Origin of the sequence: Exiguobacterium sp. E4787, from assembly GCF_018618375.1 — a bacterium.
Taxonomy (GTDB): Bacteria; Bacillota; Bacilli; order Exiguobacteriales; family Exiguobacteriaceae; genus Exiguobacterium; species Exiguobacterium chiriqhucha.
The window spans coordinates 314419-334709 of sequence record NZ_JACSLY010000001.1; the positions used below are offsets into that span (position 1 = coordinate 314419).

Annotated in this window: 16 protein-coding genes; 1 reads left to right on the forward strand and 15 read right to left on the reverse strand. The window is 52.6% G+C overall.

The genetic code is table 11. The annotated features are described in order from the left end of the window. Nucleotides 1–143: 143 nt before the first annotated feature. A complete protein-coding gene (locus tag KNP80_RS01665; protein WP_214717500.1) occupies nucleotides 144–626 on the forward strand; it encodes a site-2 protease family protein in 483 nt (160 codons plus the stop codon). A 17-nt stretch (nucleotides 627–643) separates the two neighbouring features. On the opposite strand, the gene coaE is transcribed toward KNP80_RS01665, so the two are convergent. The 15 genes from coaE to dnaE all read right to left on the reverse strand — a co-directional run bounded on the left by coaE (nucleotide 644) and on the right by dnaE (nucleotide 20270). Continuing rightward, entirely contained in the window at nucleotides 644–1249 is a 606-nt protein-coding gene (coaE, locus tag KNP80_RS01670; RefSeq protein WP_214833426.1) for a dephospho-CoA kinase, read from the reverse strand. A 12-nt stretch (nucleotides 1250–1261) separates the two neighbouring features. Further along, on the reverse strand, nucleotides 1262–2086 hold the full coding sequence (gene mutM, locus KNP80_RS01675; protein WP_214717504.1) for a DNA-formamidopyrimidine glycosylase: 825 nt from the start codon (nucleotides 2084–2086) through the stop codon (nucleotides 1262–1264). A 20-nt stretch (nucleotides 2087–2106) separates the two neighbouring features. Beyond that, the gene (gene polA / locus KNP80_RS01680) at nucleotides 2107–4704 is read right to left on the reverse strand and encodes a DNA polymerase I (protein WP_214831899.1); all 2598 of its coding nucleotides are present in this window, start codon (nucleotides 4702–4704) and stop codon (nucleotides 2107–2109) included. A gap of 207 nt (nucleotides 4705–4911) precedes the next feature. Then, on the reverse strand, nucleotides 4912–6639 hold the full coding sequence (pnpS, locus tag KNP80_RS01685; RefSeq protein ID WP_214831900.1) for a two-component system histidine kinase PnpS: 1728 nt from the start codon (nucleotides 6637–6639) through the stop codon (nucleotides 4912–4914). Next, nucleotides 6636–7340 (reverse strand): response regulator transcription factor, encoded by a 705-nt coding sequence (locus KNP80_RS01690; protein ID WP_214717510.1) that lies wholly within the window; start codon nucleotides 7338–7340, stop codon nucleotides 6636–6638. The genes pnpS and KNP80_RS01690 overlap by 4 nt, the downstream gene beginning before the upstream one ends. A gap of 185 nt (nucleotides 7341–7525) precedes the next feature. Further along, a complete protein-coding gene (mdh, locus tag KNP80_RS01695; protein ID WP_214831901.1) occupies nucleotides 7526–8461 on the reverse strand; it encodes a malate dehydrogenase in 936 nt (311 codons plus the stop codon). 30 nt (nucleotides 8462–8491) lie between these two features. Then, nucleotides 8492–9760, reverse strand: coding sequence for an NADP-dependent isocitrate dehydrogenase (gene icd / locus KNP80_RS01700; protein WP_029595182.1), 1269 nt, complete (start codon nucleotides 9758–9760; stop codon nucleotides 8492–8494). Nucleotides 9761–9878: 118 nt separating this feature from the next. After that, nucleotides 9879–10991, reverse strand: coding sequence for a citrate synthase (citZ, locus tag KNP80_RS01705; RefSeq protein WP_214831903.1), 1113 nt, complete (start codon nucleotides 10989–10991; stop codon nucleotides 9879–9881). Between the two features lie 183 nt (nucleotides 10992–11174). Then, on the reverse strand, nucleotides 11175–11639 hold the full coding sequence (locus tag KNP80_RS01710) for a DUF441 domain-containing protein (RefSeq protein ID WP_021065622.1): 465 nt from the start codon (nucleotides 11637–11639) through the stop codon (nucleotides 11175–11177). A gap of 67 nt (nucleotides 11640–11706) precedes the next feature. After that, nucleotides 11707–13449 (reverse strand): pyruvate kinase, encoded by a 1743-nt coding sequence (gene pyk, locus KNP80_RS01715; RefSeq protein WP_214831904.1) that lies wholly within the window; start codon nucleotides 13447–13449, stop codon nucleotides 11707–11709. Nucleotides 13450–13544: 95 nt separating this feature from the next. After that, nucleotides 13545–14513 (reverse strand): 6-phosphofructokinase, encoded by a 969-nt coding sequence (pfkA, locus tag KNP80_RS01720; RefSeq protein ID WP_214831905.1) that lies wholly within the window; start codon nucleotides 14511–14513, stop codon nucleotides 13545–13547. A 160-nt stretch (nucleotides 14514–14673) separates the two neighbouring features. Beyond that, nucleotides 14674–15609, reverse strand: a complete 936-nt coding sequence (locus KNP80_RS01725) for an acetyl-CoA carboxylase carboxyltransferase subunit alpha (RefSeq protein WP_214833430.1) — start codon at nucleotides 15607–15609, stop codon at nucleotides 14674–14676. Further along, nucleotides 15602–16456, reverse strand: coding sequence for an acetyl-CoA carboxylase, carboxyltransferase subunit beta (gene accD / locus KNP80_RS01730; protein ID WP_214717523.1), 855 nt, complete (start codon nucleotides 16454–16456; stop codon nucleotides 15602–15604). The genes KNP80_RS01725 and accD overlap by 8 nt, the downstream gene beginning before the upstream one ends. Before the next feature lie 14 nt (nucleotides 16457–16470). Next, a complete protein-coding gene (locus tag KNP80_RS01735; protein WP_021065617.1) occupies nucleotides 16471–17025 on the reverse strand; it encodes a FadR/GntR family transcriptional regulator in 555 nt (184 codons plus the stop codon). Nucleotides 17026–17099: 74 nt separating this feature from the next. Then, a complete protein-coding gene (gene dnaE, locus KNP80_RS01740) occupies nucleotides 17100–20270 on the reverse strand; it encodes a DNA polymerase III subunit alpha (RefSeq protein WP_353047956.1) in 3171 nt (1056 codons plus the stop codon). Between the last annotated feature and the right edge of the window lie 21 nt (nucleotides 20271–20291).

The window sequence follows — 20291 nt, forward strand, 5'->3', positions numbered from 1 at the left end:
TTTTTTCTGCGTTACGACACCATTATAACGGAAAAATGGAAGCGTTTTCACTATGAATCGTCACATTTCTTTCGCTTTTTTACAGTTTCAGATTTGAAAAAGAGGGAAATTTGGTGTAGAGCTTGGAAAGGAGCTAGGACAGCATGTTCGATTGGACCGATTTAGACAAATTTATCATCTCGTTTTTCATCATTTTGCCGATTGTGACGATTATCCATCAATTCGGCCACTTCTTCTTCGCGAAACTATTTGGGGGTTCGCTCGATATGGAGATTGGGACCGGTAAAAAATTATTCAAAGTCGGACGCCTGCAGTTCAACCGCGTCTATTTCTATGACGCGTGGTGTCAATTCAGCGACTTGAAGTATAGCAACCGCTTGACCCGCAGTCTCGTCTACGCGGGCGGTTCGATTTTTAACTTATCGAGCATCTTGCTCGTGAACGCCTTCATCTTGATGCGAGAGATTGAACCGACGCTCTATACGTATCAATTCGCGTATTTCTCGTTTTATTACGTCTTCTTCTCGCTCTATCCGATTTATTATTCGAACGGTCACCCAAGTGACGGCCGAGCCATCTTCGATACGTGGAAGAAAGGCCGACCGGACTCAGACCCGTTGAACTGAACAAAAAAAGAAGGCGCTCAGCCGCCTTCTTTTTTCATGTCTTCGAATTGTTCGACGAGGTGGGCCACTTGGGCCGACAAATCGCCTAAAGCACCGTTATTGTTGATTAAAAAATCAGCTTGTTGCTTCTTCTCTTCAATCGGCATTTGGGCATGGATGCGCGCGAACGCTTCCGCTTTCGTCAAGCCGTTCCGCTCCATGAGACGCATCAACTGAATCTCTTCGCGGCAATAGACGACGACCGTATAGTCGACGAGGTCGCGCATCGTCCCTTCGAACAAGAGCGGGATGTCGAAGATGACGACGGTCTGCCCAGCCGCCTCGTAGCCACGCATCTCTTCGAGCATCTCCTCACGAATCGCCGGATGCATGAGTTGATTCAGCAACTGGCGTTTGGCGTCATCATGAAAAATCTCACGCCCGAGCGCTTGACGGTTCAACGTGTCACCGGAGAAACATTGTGGGAACGCCTCACGAACGGCCGCGAACGCCTTACCTCCCGGCTCGATGACGATTCGCGCCATCTTGTCGGCATCGATAATCGGGATGCCTTGCTTTCGAAACAGGCGGGATACGGTCGACTTCCCTGTCGCAATTCCACCTGTCAAACCAATCTTCAACATCGTGTCCACCTCTTACTGTTGGCAGTGCGGACAGTAGTGCGTGCCCCGTCCGCCCAATTTCATCTTTTCAATCGGTCGACCGCAACGTTTACACGGCTCACCGGTCTGACCATACACGTAGAGCGTCTCTTGATACGTCCCGCTCGCACCGTCGGGATTCGTATAACTTCGAATCGTGCTCCCGCCGCGCTCAATCGCTTCCGTCAACACCGCCACAGCCTCTTGGTGCACTAAACGTACCTCGTCTAGCGAGAGCGAGGCGGCCGGCCGGGTCGGATGGACACCGGCCCGGAACAACGTCTCATCGACATAAATATTACCGAGGCCGACGAAAATCGACTGGTCGAGGAGTGCGGTCTTGATGGCCCGGACGTTCATCCGCTTCAATCGGGTGTGGAGCGTCTCCGCCGTCACTTCCGGATCGAACGGTTCAAGCGCGAGCAACGACAACGGCGGTGTCACATACAAGTCGTCATTCGTCTTCAGTTCCATCGTGCCGAACTTTCTGACGTCGTTGTAATGGAGCGTCGTCCCGTCCGTGAACGTGAAGACGACGTGCGTATGTTTGACCGGATTGACCATTTCGTCATGCGGAAAGAATTTCCCTTCCATGCGGAGATGCGAAACGAGATATCCGTTCGTCAATTTGAACAAAATAAATTTCCCGCGCCGTTCGACGTCTTGAATCGTCTCACCGAGCAACTGTTGAACCCAAATCTCCGGTTCGTGTCCCCGAATGATTTTCGCGTCGAGCACCTCGACATTTGCAATCGTTTTTCCGGAGACGAACGGTCGCAATCGGCGACAGACCGTCTCCACTTCTGGTAATTCAGGCATATTGATTTCCTTTCTCGATCTTATTTCGTGTCGAACCACGTCTCACCGAACGAACCGTCCGCGCGGAGCGGGACGTCCAATGTGATTGTGTGCTCCATCGCTTGTTTGACGATTTTTTCGAGCGCTTCCGTCTCTTCTTTCGGCCCTTCGAAGATGAGTTCATCGTGGACTTGAAGCAATAGTTTCGACTTAAGTCCCGACTCTCGGAGCGCCACGTCGACGTCAATCATCGCTTTCTTGATAATATCGGCTGCCGTCCCTTGAATCGGCGTATTGATGGCCGTCCGTTCGGCGAAACCGCGCAAGTTGAAGTTGCGTGAATGGATGTCCGGGATATTGCGGCGGCGTTTCAACATCGTCTCGACGTAGCCGTGTTCCCGGGCCCGTTCGATGGCAGCATCCATGAACCGTTTCACTCCTGGGAATTGCTCGAAGTACGTATCGATGAACGTCTGCGCTTCTTTTCGGCTGATACCGAGGTTTTGCGACAGCCCATAATCACTGATGCCGTAGATAATCCCAAAGTTGACCGCTTTCGCTTGACGACGCATGAGCGACGTCACTTCTTCTTTGGCGACCCGGAACACGTTGGCTGCCGTCGACGTATGAATATCCTCGTCATGCAGGAACGCCTCGAGCATCTTCTCATCTTGTGACATGTGGGCCATGATGCGGAGCTCGATTTGCGAGTAGTCGACCGCATAGAGTACCCAGTCTGCCTCGCTCGCTGTGAACGCTTTACGAATGCGACGTCCTTCTTCCAAGCGAATCGGGATGTTTTGCAAGTTCGGGTTGACCGAAGATAACCGTCCCGTCTGCGTCAACGTCTGCGTGTAACGGGTATGGATTTTCCCGTCGTCCTTGATGACTTTTTGTAGCCCTTCGACGTACGTCGACTGCAACTTTCCGAGTTCACGGTAATGCATGATATGTTCGACGATTGGGTGAAGCGGTGCGAGTTTTTCCAGTACGTCCGCCGCCGTCGAGTATCCCGTCTTCGTCTTCTTGACCGGCGGCAACGCCAACTTCTCGAATAGGATGACGCCGAGTTGCTTCGGTGAATTGATATTGAACGTTTCGCCAGCGAGGCTGTGAATTTCGGTCTCGAGTTGAAGCAAGCGTTCGCGGAGATCGTCTTCCATCACCTTCAATGTCGCCACGTCGACGTGAATCCCGGCCCACTCCATCTCAGCGAGCACCGAGGCGAGCGGCCGTTCCAAATCTTCATACAGCGATGTCTGTTCGTTTTGGACAAGCTCGTTACTGACGTTCACGAACAACGTCAAGATGGCCATCGCCTTCTCCCCGAGGTGTTGCTCGAGGACATCTTGTTCCGGCACGTGCAGTTTTGCCCCTTTTCCATACACGGGCTCATCTTCCGGCAAGGCGTATTCGAAATGGGCGGCAATCGAGTCGAGCGTCGTCCCGCCTGACAAGTTGAGCAAATAGCCAGCGACGAGCAAGTCCTCGTAGCCTCGGAGCGACACGCCGTGGCGTTTCAATTGAATGATCGTCTGTTTCGCATCGAGACAAATCGTGGCCCGGTTTTCATCCGCCAGCCATTCGCGGACAGCCGGCACGTCTAAGAGCGACACGTCACCGACGGTCACCCCGGCTTTTGAAGCGATGGCCACGCCAATGACCGATTCTTCGAAATAATCGTCGCGAAGTTGCTCGAGGAAGAGGACCGCTTCTGTCAAGTCTTGCTCGTCAATCCCGATATGGTTCACATCACGCACTTCCACGGCTTCCTCGCTCGCCGCGTCGAGACTCAGTTTCCCGAGAAGCGACTTGAACTGCAGGCTCATGAACAGCGGCTTCACTTTTCCAGCGTCATACGGATGGAACGTGAGCTCGTCCATGGTAACGTCAATCGGCACGTCGGTAAAAATCGTCGCCAATTGTTTCGACATGAGCGCTTCCCGCTCGTTCGCCTCGACCTTCTCTTTTTGCTTCCCTTTCAGTTCATGCGTATGTTCATATAGGCCTTCCACAGAACCGTAAGCTGTGAGCAATTTGAGGGCCGTCTTCTCACCGACACCGGGGATGCCGGGGATGTTATCGGATTTATCGCCCATCAGACCTTTCAAATCAATCATTTGAAGCGGGGTCAGTCCCTCGTATCGCTCGTGGAACGCCGCTGCGTCCATCGTCTCGACGTCAGTGATGCCGCGCTTTGTCAAATAGACGGTGACACGGTCGTCAATCAACTGCAGTAAATCCTTATCACCCGTGACGACCGTCACTTGGTCGAACGCGGTATTTTTTGAAAGCGTCCCGATGATGTCATCGGCCTCGTACTGGTCGAGTTCGAGCACTTTTATACCGAACGCCTCGCAAATCTCACGGACAATCGGGAATTGCTCGCGGAGCTCACCCGGTGTCTTTTGCCGTCCGCCTTTATAGTCGGCATACGTGTCGTGGCGGAACGTCTTTTTCGACGCATCGAACGCGACCGCGAAATGTGTCGGCTGTTCGTCTTCCATCAGCTTCAATAACATCATCGTGAACCCGTACACGGCGTTCGTGTTTCGACCGCTCGCATCCGTCATCGGAGGCAACGCGAAAAAGGCACGATACGTGAGTGAGTTTCCGTCAAGGAGTAGTAGTTTATTCATTGGACAACCTCCATTCTATCTGGTTCCATCATATCATACGGGTACATGCGTTCGAAAAAAAAGACCCTTTTCTAGGTACTAGAAAAGGGTCGATCTTCCCGATCGAGTGGAGATGAGCACCAATCGGGACACGAGATGATGAAGAGGTCTCATCCATAGAGTAGCATCGCTTTGTAAAGCCGGTATGAATTCACCATGAATTCCTTGTTAAGCACTCGGGAATTTGATGGTGAACGTCGTTCCTTCGCCTTCGACGCTATCGACTTGAATCGTCGCGTGATGGAGATCGACGATATGCTTGACGATGGCAAGACCAAGACCCGTCCCGCCGGAGTTTCGGCTCCGCGCCTTATCGACCCGGTAGAACCGTTCAAAGATTCGGCCCACTTCTTTCGGCGCGATGCCGATGCCGTTGTCTTTGACAATCAAATAAGAGCCGTCCGGTCTCTTCTCGACCGCAATCTCGACCTGGCTACCTTCCGGCGAGTAATTGATCGCATTGGCGACGAGATTCAAGATGACTTGTTTGATTCGGTTCATGTCCGCCTGCAAGACGACTTCCCCATCATGACGCGACTCCAAGTGAATCGATTTCTGCTCCGCTTTTTGACTGAGCACGAGACAGACTTCCTCGACGAGCTGATTGAGTTGGACCGGGGTGAACTCCAAATGGAAGTCTTCCCGTTCGAGCCGCGACAGTTCGAGCAAGTCCTCGACGAGCATCTGCATGCGCGTCGCTTCCTTTTGAATGATATCCAAGAATTGATCGCGTAGTTCCGGCACTTCTTTCGCCCCGTCGAGCAGCGTCTCGCTGAAACCACGAATCGACGTGAGCGGCGTCTTCAGTTCATGACTGACGTTCGCGACGAAATCCTTGCGCATCTTCTCAAGTCGCTTCAACTCGCTGATGTCGTTAAAGAGAAGCGTCGTCCCGCGCAACATGCCTGTATCACTGAAAATCGGTGCGGCCGATACCATATACGTCTTTTGGTTGAAACCGGACCGAATCGATAGTTGTCGGCGATGCGGCTCCTCTGTCAAATAGACGTCTTCAATCAGCGTCTCAACGTCCGGGCTCGGCAAGATCCCATGATAAAACTGACCGATCATCAACTCATCATATTGGAACATGTCGCGATACGAGCGGTTGACGAGCGTCACGATGCCACGTTCGTCGACCAAAAGTAACCCTGCTCCCATATACTCGATGAGCGACTCAAGCCTTGCCCGTTGAACCGATTCCCCGAGTGAGATTGTCTCCAAGTTGCGGGCGAGCACGTTAATCGACCCGGCCAGGCTGCCCGTCTCCTCATCGTTTCGCAACTCGTAGACTCGGGCCCGATAGTTCCCGTCCGCCAGTTCTCGCAAGACGATGGTCGCCTCGTCGATTGGTCGGATGAATTGGTTCGTCAGGTTGTGTAACACGAAAAGGATTAAGAAGAACGAGAAAATCAAGGCTAGCGCGATGGTCAGCCAAATCCGGTCATACACCCCTTCCAAATCGGAGACGTAACGGATAAAACTCAAATATACCGTGTCATCGGATGACAGTTCGATCGGCTTCGTGAACTGAATCAAGTCCTCGCGTGTCTCGTTGCCGAACGTCCCGCCTTCCGGAATCGACGAGGCATCCATCCGGAAATCAAAGGAACCGACCCGAAACGGTGTCCCGGCGATGACTTCCATCCGACGATTGAGGAGCAAGATATCGAAACTGCTCTCATCATCGATTTGACCGACGTAGTCTTGGATGTCCGCAAGGTCGCCTCCGTCTAAATAGAGCGCGGCCAACTCAGCGTCTTCTTTCAACCGGTCGCGTTCAGAATCCAAATAAAAGTCTTTGAACAATTGACCGAGCACGATTCCGAGGGTCAATAAGACGCCCGTCACGAGCAGGATGAGCGTCGTCAAAAACCGCGAGCGGTACGTCTTCATTCGGCCATCGGCTCTTCCATCTTATAACCGAGGCCGCGAATCGTCTTGATATAGGTCGGTTTTTTCGTCACCGGCTCAATCTTCTCGCGGAGGTGGCTGATGTGGACGTCCACGATGCGCGTATCTCCGACGAAGTCGTAATTCCAAATCGCCGACAAGAGCTGGTCGCGCGTCAAGACGCGTCCTTTGTTCTTGGCCAGGTAGGCCAACAGTTCGAACTCTTTCGGTGTCAATTCGAGGCGTTCGCCGTTCTTGAACACTTCATAGTTCGACGCGATGATTTTCACGTCGCCAATCTCGATGACGTCCGTGTCCGTCGCCCGCGCTTCTTGTGGGGCCGAACGGCGTAGGATAGCTTTGACCCGGGCTACGACTTCCCGTGGGCTGAACGGCTTCGTCAAATAGTCATCGGCACCGAGTTCGAGGCCGAGCACTTTATCGAACTCATCGTCTTTCGCCGTCAACATGAGAATCGGTGTGTTCACTTTTTGTTGGCGGAGCCGTTTACAAACCTCAAGACCGTCCATCTCAGGCAACATCAAATCGAGGACAATCAAGACGGCATCTTGTTTCTCGGCCAGTTCAAGTCCGGTCTTTCCATCGTGCGCCGTCTCGACTTCGAACCCGGCTTGTTCTAAATTAAACTTTAATAACGTCGCAATCGACACCTCGTCATCGACAACAATTACTTTATCAGCCACGCTTAGTTCCTCCTCTAATCTATCTGTTCAGTCATGTACACTACCTATTTTACAAATCAATGCCACGTACGACCAACCTCAAAGCAAATCTTTACAAAAACAAAACAAATCCACGTTCTGCTTTCAGTGTAGCATGTGCCACGCATACAAAAAACCTCGTCTGCCATGGCAGACGAGGTAAGCCCTCAGTTGAGGACGTTCAGGACGGAGCGGACCGAGTCGGCTGATCGCTGTAGCGCCGCCGTTTCGGCTTCCGTCAATTCAAGTTCGAGCACACGTTCGATCCCGTTCGCACCAAGAATCGTCGGAACTCCGAGATACATGTCGTGGAAACCGTATTCGCCGTCGAGATACGCGATGGCCGGTAAAATACGCCGTTGATCTTTGAGAATCGCTTCGACCATCTCGACGATGGCCGCGGCCGGCGCATAGTAGGCCGATCCGTTCCCGAGCAGTTGGACAATCTCACCGCCGCCTTTACGGGTCCGATTGACGATCGCTTCGATGCGGTCGGTCGGCAACAATTTCTCGAGCGGGATTCCCCCCGCATACGAGTAGCGGATGAGCGGGACCATGTCATCCCCGTGCCCACCGAGCACGAATCCAGAGACGTCCTTCACGGATATATTCAACTCCGCAGCGACGAACGTCCGGAACCGGGCCGTATCAAGCACACCGGATTGACCAATGACACGCTCTTTCGGGAAGCCTGACTCTTTGAAGGCGGCATACGTCATCGCGTCGACCGGGTTCGTCAAGACGATGATAATCGCATCCGGTGAGTAACGGGTCACTTCTTTCGTGACCGCCCGCATCACTTTGGCGTTCGTCGAGACGAGGTCGTCCCGGCTCATGCCTGGCTTGCGCGCGATTCCCGCTGTGATGACTACGATATCCGAGCCCGCCGTTTCGGCATAGTCCGACGTCCCTGTAATCCACGAGTCAAACCCTTGAATCGGCGCCGTCTCTTGCATATCGAGCGCTTTTCCTTTCGTCGGGTTCTCGTTTTCTTTGATATCGAGCAAGACGACGTTACCGAGTTCTTTTTGAGCCAAATACAGTGCCGTCGTGGCCCCCGTGAATCCGCTACCGATAACCGAGATTTTATTGCGACGAATCATTGTGCTCTCCCCCTTGGTTTAGCTGATGTCTTACATGTTTTTAATTAATTCATCCGCAAACTCTGAACACTTCACTTCTGTCGCGCCGTCCATGAGACGAGCGAAATCGTATGTGACGACTTTCGAGGCAATCGTCTTTTCCATCGAGTTGATGATGAGGTCAGCCGCTTCGTTCCAGTTCATATGACGAAGCATCATTTCACCTGACAAGATGACCGATGATGGGTTGACCTTGTCGAGGCCGGCATACTTAGGTGCCGTACCGTGTGTCGCTTCGAAGATGGCATGGCCCGTCACGTAGTTGATGTTTGCTCCAGGGGCGATTCCGATTCCACCGACTTGGGCAGCGAGTGCATCCGAGATGTAGTCACCGTTCAAGTTCATCGTTGCCACGACATCGAACTCACGAGGACGTGTCAAAATCTGTTGCAAGAAGATATCAGCGATTGAATCTTTTACGATGATTTTGCCTTCTGCTTCTGCTTTCGATTGCGCTTCATTCGCAGCCGCTTCGCCTGACTCTTCTTTGATACGGTCATACTGCGCCCATGTGAAGACTTTGTCGCCGTACTCTTCTTCTGCAAGCTCATAGCCCCAGTTTTTGAAGGCGCCTTCTGTGAACTTCATGATGTTCCCTTTATGGACGAGCGTGAGCGATTTACGGTTGTTCGCGATGGCGTACTCGAGAGCCGCACGAACAAGACGTTTTGTACCTTCAGACGAGATTGGCTTGATCCCGATTCCAGACGTTTCTGGGAAACGGATTTTGTTGACGTTCATCTCTTCTTTCAAGAATGAGATCAACTTCTTCACTTCGTCGCTACCTGACGCGTATTCGATTCCTGCGTAGATATCTTCTGTGTTCTCACGGAAGATGACCATGTCTGTATCCTCTGGGCGTTTGACCGGTGAAGGGACGCCTGTGAAGTAACGGACCGGGCGCAAGCACGTGTACAAGTCAAGTTCTTGACGGAGTGCTACGTTGAGTGAACGGATTCCGCCGCCGACCGGTGTCGTCAATGGACCTTTGATGGCAATCAAATATTCACGGATTTGATCGAGTGTCTCGTTTGGAAGCCATTCGCCTTTTTGGTTGTAGGCCTTCTCCCCAGCGTACACTTCCATCCATTCGATTTTCTTCTCGCCGCCATATGCTTTTTCGACAGCCGCATCGAAGACGCGCACTGATGCGTTCCAAATATCAGGTCCTGTGCCGTCGCCGATGATAAATGGAATCGTCGGTACGTTTGGTACGTTTAATACACCGTTTTCAACTGTAATCTTTTCGTTTTGTGTCAACATAATGAATCCCCCTAAGTACATTTATGTAGGCCGACGCGAGCGCCGACCTACGTCAATTGTTAGTTTACCAAAGTTTATGTCTAAATTGTGACTCGAACTTCTCGTTCGGCGTCAATTAACGCTCGTTCACCGGGACGTATGACCGGTTCGTCTCGCCGATGTATTCAGCGCGAGGACGGATCAAACGGTTGTCCGCGTACTGCTCGAGGATGTGGGCAATCCAGCCCGACATGCGTGAGACAGCAAAGATTGGCGTGAACAACTCTTCGTCGAGACCGAGCGCGTAATATGTTGACGCCGAATAGAAATCGACGTTCGGTTTCAAGCCTTTTTCCGTCTCGACGAGATGATCGATTTTCTCAGACATCTCGTACCATTCCGGTTCGCCGATTTGGGCCGTCAATTGGCGGCTCATCTCTTTCAAATGTTTCGCGCGTGGGTCGCCGTCCTTATAGACACGGTGACCGAAGCCCATAATCTTCTCACGGCGTTCGAACTTGCCGCGGACGTAGTCTTCGACTTTGTCGACCGATCCGATTTCATGAAGCATCTTCATGACCGCCTCGTTCGCACCACCGTGGAGCGGGCCTTTAAGGGCGCCCATCGCCGCCGTCACACCTGAATAAATATCCGACAATGTGGCGACGCAGACGCGGGCCGTGAACGTCGAAGCGTTCAATTCATGGTCGGCGTGAAGGATGAGTGCCTTGTCAATCGTCTTCTCGGCGACCTCGCTCGGCTCTTCTCCATTCAACATGTACAAGAAGTTGCCCGCATAAGACAAGCCCTGTTTTGGTGCAACCGGTTGTTCGCCTTTACGAAGACGAGCAAATGCCGTCACAATCGTGGCGATTTGCGCTTGGAGACGAATCGCTTTGCGCATGTTCACTTCCGGACTCATATCTTCAGACTCTTCATCATAAAGCGCGAGCTGTGAAAGTGCAGTCCGAATCGTCGCCATCGCATTGGCCGATTTCGGTGCCCGTTCGAGCGTCGCGATGACGTCTTCTGGCAATTTGGCTTCTTTCACGAGCGCTGCTGAGAGCTCGGTTAATTCATCTGCTTTCGGAAGGCGGTCGTTCCATAATAGGAAAATAACCTCTTCGAATGTGGCATGATCTGCCAAATCGTCAATCGTGTATCCTCCGTAAGTCAATTGTCCGTCGATAATCGAACTGACTTTTGAGGCCGCTGCCACAATTCCTTCTAAACCTTTTGTCGTTGACATCAATAACTCCCCCTCAGTCTTTAAAAGTGATCGACCGCATATACAGTCTGTGTGTAGGGAATAAGGGCGAGGAGTCGAAGACTCTCCCCAATCCGTTTCGAGCTCGCTCCACCCTGTCCTTTATCTAGTATAAACAATTTACTGAAAAAAAGAAATGTAAGCGTATCCAGCCGTCAAAAAATGTCAAAACCATTTTTGTAACAGGCTAAATCCACCTAAAATCAAGGCGGCGATGCCGGCTCCGACGAGCGGTCCGACCGGCACGCCTTTCATGAAACCGACGGCCAGGATGGTCCCAGCGAGCAATGCCGTCGTCACGACGGGGTCGACCCGCATCAATTGAACCCCTTGGCCGGCGGCGAGCGCGACGAAGATTCCAGAGGCGAACGCGATGATGCCGACTGGACCTTTAATACTATTCCACAATTCCCGGAATCCGATGTCGCCTGTCGCAATCGGCACGAGGACGGCAATTGTAATAATCGTTACGCCCCAATGGATGCCTTTTGAGGCGAGCGTCGGGAACAATTGGTCGCCGAATCCGACCGCTTTAATAATCAAGAGGACACTGCTGGCGATGATGACCGACTGGTTATGGGAGATAACCCCAATCAATACGAGCAACAGCAAGAATAAATAGGCACTCATCACACACTCTCTTTCTGAATGGAAAAAGAACCGACCTCATGAAAAGGTCGGTTCGATTGGCATTCGATTACGCGTTGTAGATTTTACCAGTAAGTGGGTCGATTGAAATCATCTGTCCGTCGCGGAACGTTGATGTCGCTGATTCGACACCGACGATAACCGGCTTGCGGAGTGATGGTCCAACGATACCGGCATGGCTCGTCAATCCACCGTCTTCTGTGATGATTCCAGCCGCTTTTTCAATCGCTGGCATCATTTCTTTATCTGTGAATGGTGCGACGAGGATCATGCCCTCTTTCGCTTTCGCATTCGCTTCGTCTGCATTGTTCGCAACGACGACTTCACCGACGAGACCACGCTCACCGATGCCGCGTCCGTTTGCGAGGGCGTGACCGACGATATGAACTTTCATCATGTTCGTCGTACCAGCTGTCGCAGCCGGGATACCAGCCGAGATGACGACGAGGTCACCGTCTGTAACGAATCCAGCGTGACGAGCTGCTTCTGAAGCTTGTACCAGCATCTCATCCGTGTTGTTCGGCATCGTGTCAGCCACGATTGGGTACACGCCCCAAACGAGGTTCAATTGACGTGCCACACGCTCTGACTCTGTGACCGCGATGATGTTCGCCTCTGGACGATACTTCGCTGTACGAGCAGCCGTGTAACCTGATTGTGTCGGTGTCAAGATCGCTTTCGCGTTCAAGTTGATTGCCGTGTGGGCAACCGCTTGTGAGATCGCATCCGTTACCGTGTGCTCACTGCGTTTCTGACGATCTTTGAGCAAGTTTTTGTAGTCGAGCATTTGCTCAGTACGAACAGCGATTGCTGCTTGCATTTGAACTGACTCGATTGGGTAGTCCCCTGCTGCCGTCTCACCTGAAAGCATGACTGCGTCCGTACCATCGAGGATGGCGTTGGCAACGTCAGATGCTTCCGCACGTGTTGGACGCGGGTTGCGTTGCATTGAATCAAGCATTTGTGTGGCCGTGATGACCGGTTTCCCGAGGTCGTTACATTTCTTGATCAATTCTTTTTGAACTGGTGTGACTTCTTCTGTTGGGATCTCGATTCCGAGGTCACCACGAGCGACCATCAAACCGTCAGAAATCGCCAAGATTTCGTCGATGTTGTCGACACCTTCTTGGTTTTCGATTTTTGGATAGATTTTGATGTGTGACGCGTTGTTGCGCTCGAGAAGTTGACGAATCTCAACGACGTCAGACGCACGGCGGACGAACGATGCCGCGATGACATCGATGTCTTGAGAAATACCGAACTCGATGTCGGCGATGTCTTTGTCTGTAAGGGCAGGAAGGTTCACTTTGACGTTAGGCAAGTTGACACCTTTCTTCGTCTTGATGATGCCTTCGTTTTCGATGACGCAACGAAGGTCACGGTTCGGGAGTTTCTCAACGACAAGGAGACCAATGAGTCCGTCGTCGAGCATGATGCGTGAACCGACTTCAACGTCTTCGTACAAGCCTTCGTACGTGACTGAGAAACGATCTTTCGTTCCGACGATTTCTTCTGTCGAGACGATGATGACTTCTTTGCCTTTTTCGAGGAGTGCTTTTCCTTCTTCAAACGTATGTGTACGAATTTCAGGACCTTTCGTGTCAAGAAGTACTGTCACGACTTTACCGGCAGCTTTTGATGCTTCGCGAATGTCACGGATACGTGCGCCGTGCTCTTCATAGTCACCGTGTGAGAAGTTGAGACGAGCGACGTTCATTCCGGCTTCAATCATTTCCGGAAGACGTTTCTCTGAAGCTGGTCCAATCGTACATACAATTTTCGTTCTACGCATAAATAAAAACCTCCTAGGGGATGTATTGCATTTACACACAGAAAACGGGGGGTCGACCGACCTGATCCCGTCTCTGTGGAGTTCACTGCTACTCGTTAAATCGAAAGTTGGTTCGAAAGATCGATCAACTGCATATCGAGCGTGTGTTTGTTATGGTCGAGCGCTTCATCGATATCAAGATCCATCATCTTACCGCCACGAATACCGACGACACGTCCGGCTTTGCCTTCGAGTAAAATCTCGACGGCATATGCACCCATGCGGCTCGCAAGCACACGGTCAGCAGCAGTCGGGGAACCGCCGCGTTGGATATGTCCAAGAATCGTTACACGCGTCTCTGAGTTTGTCTTCTCAGCGATCATTTTTCCGATTTCTTCGGCACTGCCTGCGCCTTCGGCGACAACGACGATTGAGTGTTTCTTACCGCGCGCCACACCATGGTTGATGCGGTCGACGATGGCACTCAAATCTTCTGGACGTTCTGGGACGAGGATTGACTCGGCACCACCGGCAAGACCGGCATAAAGTGCGATGTCACCTGCATCACGACCCATTACTTCGATGACGTACGTCCGCTCATGCGACGACGCCGTATCACGGATTTTATCAATCGCGTCAAGCGCCGTATTGAGCGCCGTATCGAACCCGATTGTCGCGTCCGTTCCTGGGATATCGTTGTCGATCGTTCCTGGAAGCCCGATTGTCGGGAATCCAAGTTCCGTCAACTTCTGGGCGCCACGGTAAGAACCGTCGCCCCCGATGACTACAAGCGCGTCGATATTGAATTTCTTCAACTGCTCGACCGCTTTGGCACGGCCCTCTTCCGTTCTAAACTCAGGGCAACGGGCAGAACGTAAGAAAGTTCCTCCACGCTGGATGATATCACCGACAGAACCGAGGTTCAATTCAACGAGATCTCCTTCGATTAGACCTTGATAGCCGTTATACACACCGTACACTTCTAGACCTTCGAAAATCGCTTTTCGGGTCACGGCACGGACTGCAGCGTTCATTCCGGGGGCGTCTCCCCCACTTGTCAATACCGCAATACGTTTTAAATTCACGTCACTCACCTCTTATGTGTTTTAACGAAATCTGAAAATAAAATACCATGTCTGACCTTTGTTTTACAACACAAGTATGTGAAAAAAAAGCATGGGGTGTGCTCAAAAGCAGTCAACCCGTGAGTGATTTAACGTGAACGCAAAGCGATTGTTAACGTTTTCACGAGCCAATTGTGCCAATTTCATGATATTTGGTAGCGCGCCCTTGCAACAACCCGTTTTGAGTCCGTCCTCGCAACTCAGTCATGTGTTGTGCTAATACAGGCTTTAAGAGCGATGACTGTAATGACACATCGATATGGGCCCCACCGAACACCTCGGTGACGACTTCATCGACAATCCCTAAATTCAACAAATCTTGTGCAGTAATCTTCATCGTTTCCGCAGCGCGTTCCGCAAGCTTCGCGTCTTTCCAAAGCAGGGCAGCCGCGCCTTCTGGTGAAATGACCGAGTACGTGCTGTTTTCAAGCATGAGCAACCGGTCGCAAACACCAATCCCGAGCGCACCGCCCGATCCGCCTTCCCCGATGACAATCGAGATAATCGGAACTTTCAACGTCGCCATTTCAAACAAGTTGCGGGCAATCGCTTCGCTTTGTCCACGCTCTTCGGCCGCTTTCCCAGGGTAGGCGCCTTTTGTATCGATGAACGTAATGACCGGACGATTGAACTTCTCTGCTTGCTTCATGAAACGAAGTGCTTTGCGATAGCCTTCTGGATGAGGCATCCCGAAGTTGCGTTTCATGTTCTCTTTCGTGTTCCGCCCACGTTGATGACCGATAATCGTCACCGGGACACCGTCGAGTGTGGCCAATCCCGCTACAATCGCAGCGTCATCGTAGCCGTGACGGTCACCGTGCAACTCAATGAAATCCGGGAACAGGCGATCGATATAATCGAGCGTCGTCGGCCGTTTCGGATTTCGCGCCAGCTGCACGCGATCCCACGGTTTCATATTCCCATAAATGTCTTTTTCTAATCGATGAAGCTTCGCTTCAAGGTGACGGATCTCACGGGATAAATCGATTCCTTTCGTCTCCGCCGTCTCACGCAACTTCCCGAGCTGTTCATTTACTTCTTTGATTGGATCAAACATGATGGACCTCCCCGCCGTGTAACTCAATCATCTTCTTCAAGAACGAACGCATCTGTTCACGATGAACAACGGCGTCCAGTTGACCCGCTTCTAATAGAAACTCGGCAGTTTGGAAGTTGTCTGGCAATTTTTCACGAATTGTCTGTTCGATGATGCGACGACCGGCAAAGCCAATCAACGCTCCCGGTTCGGCAACGTTTACGTCACCAAGCATCGCGAAACTCGCCGACACGCCACCTGTTGTCGGATGCGTCAAGTAGGCGACATACAGAAGACCCGCCTCGTCATGTTCTTTCAAGGCGATTGACGTATTGGCCATCTGCATCAAGCTGACCATGCCTTCTTGCATGCGGGCACCACCCGAGGCCGTGAACAGGACGACCGGCAATCCGTCTTTCGTCGCGGTCCGGACCGCCGAGGCGATCGCTTCTCCGACGTAGGCGCCCATCGACCCCATACGGAAGCGGGCATCCATGACGCAGACGACGACCGGCAGACCGTCGATTGTGGCACGACCGCAAACGATTGCTTCTTCAATCCCAGTTCGTTCCCTGTCTTTTTTCAATTTATCTTCATAATCTGGAAAATCAAGCGGGTTCTCTTTAACGAGCGGTCCCGCAAATTTTTCAAACGATTGACCATCGACCAACATGTGAATCCGCTCATCTGCACTGAGCGGGAAATGGTAGCCGCAATCACACACTTTATGATTCTCGTTTAACTGTTTCGTGTAATGCATATATTTACAAGATGGACATTTCGTCATCAAGCCTTGTGGTGCATCAATCTTTGGTTCTCGTTGACGCAATGGCATATATCGTTTAGGTTTCTTGAAAAAAGCAGTCATCGCTTCCCCCTCGTTCATTCCGGCATCCCCGCCCCACGCCACATCTCCAACAATCGTCTACGTTCGTCTTCCGTATATAGGTCGCCTGCGTCCGTGCCGTCATAAAACCGGTTAACTTCGCTCCAGATTCGAATGAACAGTTCATTCTTTAATCCGAAGATAAGGTTTTGCCTGAAGGCGCGGTCCGTCTCAACGCTCGACTCAAGCAACGCGATGCGTTCCGGGGTCGGTTCGACCTCCGTCAACGCCAAGCGCTCAAGCAAACGCAACATATCAACGATGTCCGACGCCTTCGTCTGTTTCGTGACGATGAACTCTGACAAGATTTCAATGTAACGATGCCGATCCTGTTCGCACAAAAACGTGCCGCCGCCGTGTTTCGTCTCAACAATCCCAAGGAAGCTGAGAGCCCGTAATGCTTCACGGACTGAGGCACGGCTGATGGACAGCGTTTCAGCGAGTTCCCGTTCTGACGGGAGACGGTCGCCCGGCTCGAGTGCGGCCTGGACGATTAACGTTCTGATTTTAGAAATGTTTTCGTGAAATGAGGATGCGTGTTTTCCATGCATCTGACCGTTCAACTCCCTTTTGGATGGCATTATCTCTAAAGTGGTCAGACCAATTAAACAGATTATACCACTTTTTATGACTTGGTACTAGTTCTCGTGCCGGGCAATTTCGAGTCGACCCGTTTCAACACGACATCCGTATCGCCGAACCGCTGCCTCAATCCTTGCAACAATGCTTCTGTCGGATTGACGGCATATGTCGAGGCGAGTTGTTTCACTTCTTTCGAATCAGAGAATCGGCAAATGACGGGGACATCCCCTGGCGCTGTTCGCAATAGTTCTTCAAGATCGGCGAACGAATCCAGACGCAATCGGACGAACAACGCTTGGCCGTGGAGAGGCCGGACGCGTTCGACGACGAGTTGGCGACGCCCGTCCCGCTCATTCGGATGCACCTCGAGCAAGAGGACGTTCCCGACATACAGTGAACGAGAGAATTGGGTGAACACGCGTGGAAAAATCACGACCTCGTCTTGCGAGACGCCGTCATCGACCATGACGACACCCATCTCTTCATTCTTTTTCGTCTTGAACGTACGAATCGCATCGACGTAGACGACGATGAATCCACGTTCGCCGTTCAACACTTCATCGATCGTCACCGTCTCAATTGAGAGCGGGGCGACCGTCGTCAACGGCGAATGGACGATCCACGTCCCGAGTGCTTCCCGTTCTTCTTCGGACCAATTCGGCTCGATTGGTGCCGAGCGCTTCAAACCGAGTGCGGACAGCTCATCCGGGAGCAGATGCGTCTCTGTCTCCTCGCGAAGCCGTTCCACGGCCTCGAACGCACGGTGGCGATCGCCGTGATACATCCGGTCGAGGGCACCGGCTCCGAGCAGGCGCCGCAACTTCGGCTGATCTTTCGAGCCCCACTCCATCAGTTCGAGCAGACGTTTTACGTCGGTGAATTCGGAATGGTGTTCAATCAACCGTTCGACGTCGCGTTTCGTCAAGCCTTGGACCGCCTTCAACCCAAGACGGACCCCTGGCCCTTCTAAAAAAGCACCAGCTTGGCCATGAAGGACGTCCGGCGCATAGACGGGAATTTTCCCTTTTCGCAGCATGCGAACGAGTTGGTTCGTCTTGTCGTACGTGACGAGATAAAAAATCCGTTCGAAGTGCGCCTTCACGAAAGCCAAGCGATAACTGATCAAGCTGTAGGCCACCGCGTGTGAACGGTTGAAGCCGTAGCCCGCGAACTTCTCAATCCACGAGAATACTTGTCGCATCGAGTCGCTGTCGAACCGCTCCGACGAACGTTCCAAGAATCGACTCTTCTCGACGTCGATGGCCGCCACATCTTTCTTGGCGATGGCACGGCGAATCAAATCGGCCTCGGCATACGAGTAGCCGGCAAGTTCTCGCAGGAGGCGCATGACTTGCTCCTGATAGACGAGCACGCCGTTCGTCGTACGCATAATCTCACCGACGACCGGGTGGACCGGCTGATGCGGCATGCCATGCTTTCGCTTCGCATACGTATCGATAAACTGCATCGGACCTGGACGATAGAGCGACATCGTGACGACGATATCCTCGAACGTGGTCGGCTTCACTTGCCGGAGCGCTTGTTTCATCCCTTCCGATTCGAACTGGAAAATCCCGTCCGTGTCACCGCGAGCGAGCACCCGCAACGTCTTGGCGTCATTCAATGGAATTGTCTTCAGCGAGAACAGTTCATCCGTCTCGCGAATGAGCGTCTCCATCTGACGGAGTCTCGTCAAGTTGCGCAGGCCGAGCAAATCGATTTTCAACAGGCCGAGCGCTTCGAGATCCTTCATATTATATTGGGTCACTTGCTCCCCTGCTGTCGGCTGTAACGGGGTGACGTCATCAAGCGCGTCGCGACTGAGTACGAGTCCGGCCGCGTGGACCGAGGCTTGACGGGGCAATCCTTCGAGCTGGGCGGCGATGTGTAACAGTTGCGACCGCTTCTGACTGCCGGCAAACCATTTCATCTTTGTCGGATTGGCCAAAATCCCGGCCAACCCGTCGTCTTTCACTTGTTTGCTGGCCGCCTGCCCTTCTTCAAGCGTCAGCCCGAGCGCCCGCGCGACATCACGTAGCGCCGCTTTCGCGCCGAACGTCGCGAGCGTCCCGATTTGGGCGGCGTGGTTGGCCCCGTATTTATCGAGGACATAGCGGACGACCTCATCGCGCCGCTCGTCTTCGAAGTCTAAATCGATATCCGGCATCGTGATTCGTTCCGGGTTCAAAAAGCGTTCGAATAACAGCTCGAACCGGACCGGGTCGACCTCGGTGATGTGAAGCGCGAAACTGACGAGTGATCCGGCCGCGGACCCACGCCCAGGACCGACTTCAATGCCTTGCTCCTTAGCGTAGCGGACGATATCCTCGACGATGAGGAAATACGAGGCGAAACCGGTCCGCGCTATGACGTCGAGTTCATAGCGGGCTCGTTCGATATATTCCTCTTGGAACAAGTCGAGCGCCTTCAATCGTTCGGCGACGAGACGCTTCAGTCGGTCGATCGCATGTTCAATCTCTGGAATCGACGAGGTCGCCTCCGGCAAGCGTGTGACCGAGATGAGGGATTCGAACTCGTCCAACGCCTCAAGCTCGATCGGTTCGAACCAATCGTTCATTTCGCTCGGCAGTCTTACGTACTTTCCTTTCCGATGCACATCTTCTTGTGAGATGAGCTCGCCTTCACCGATGGCGACGATGGCGCGATACGCCTCGAAATCCTCCGGTCTCATGTAACACGTGTCCGGGGCCGGTACGAGTCGTGTCCCCAGTTCGTCACGCATCTCGCGTAATTGCCGGAGCATCAGCGTCTGTTCCGTCGATTGCGGCGCCGGCAACCCGAGCCACAGTCTGTCTTCATTCACGTAACCGAGCAAATGGTTATAGAGGCGGCGGCGGTGAACCGGGTCGTTCGTTTTCCAGTTCTCCGGTAAGATGAGCACGGCCAGTTCGGTCGCTTCGGTCAAGCCATCGGCCTGGACGATGCGATACAGTTCGGGCACTTGTTCATCTGTCAACGCATAGACGAGAACGGAGACATCGAATCCATCCATTCGCAGCGTCGTCCGTAATCCGATAACGGGTTTAACCGCATAGCGTTCACATAATCGGACGAATTGCGGCAAGCCGTATAACGCATCGTCGGCCAAGGCGACTGCTCGACTCCCCCGTTCGGCCATCTGGGCGACATACTGTTCGAGCCGAATCGTACTTTGCATCAAGCTATAAGCCGATCGTACATTTAAGTGGATCACAAGAGTCCCCCTTTCTTTTTT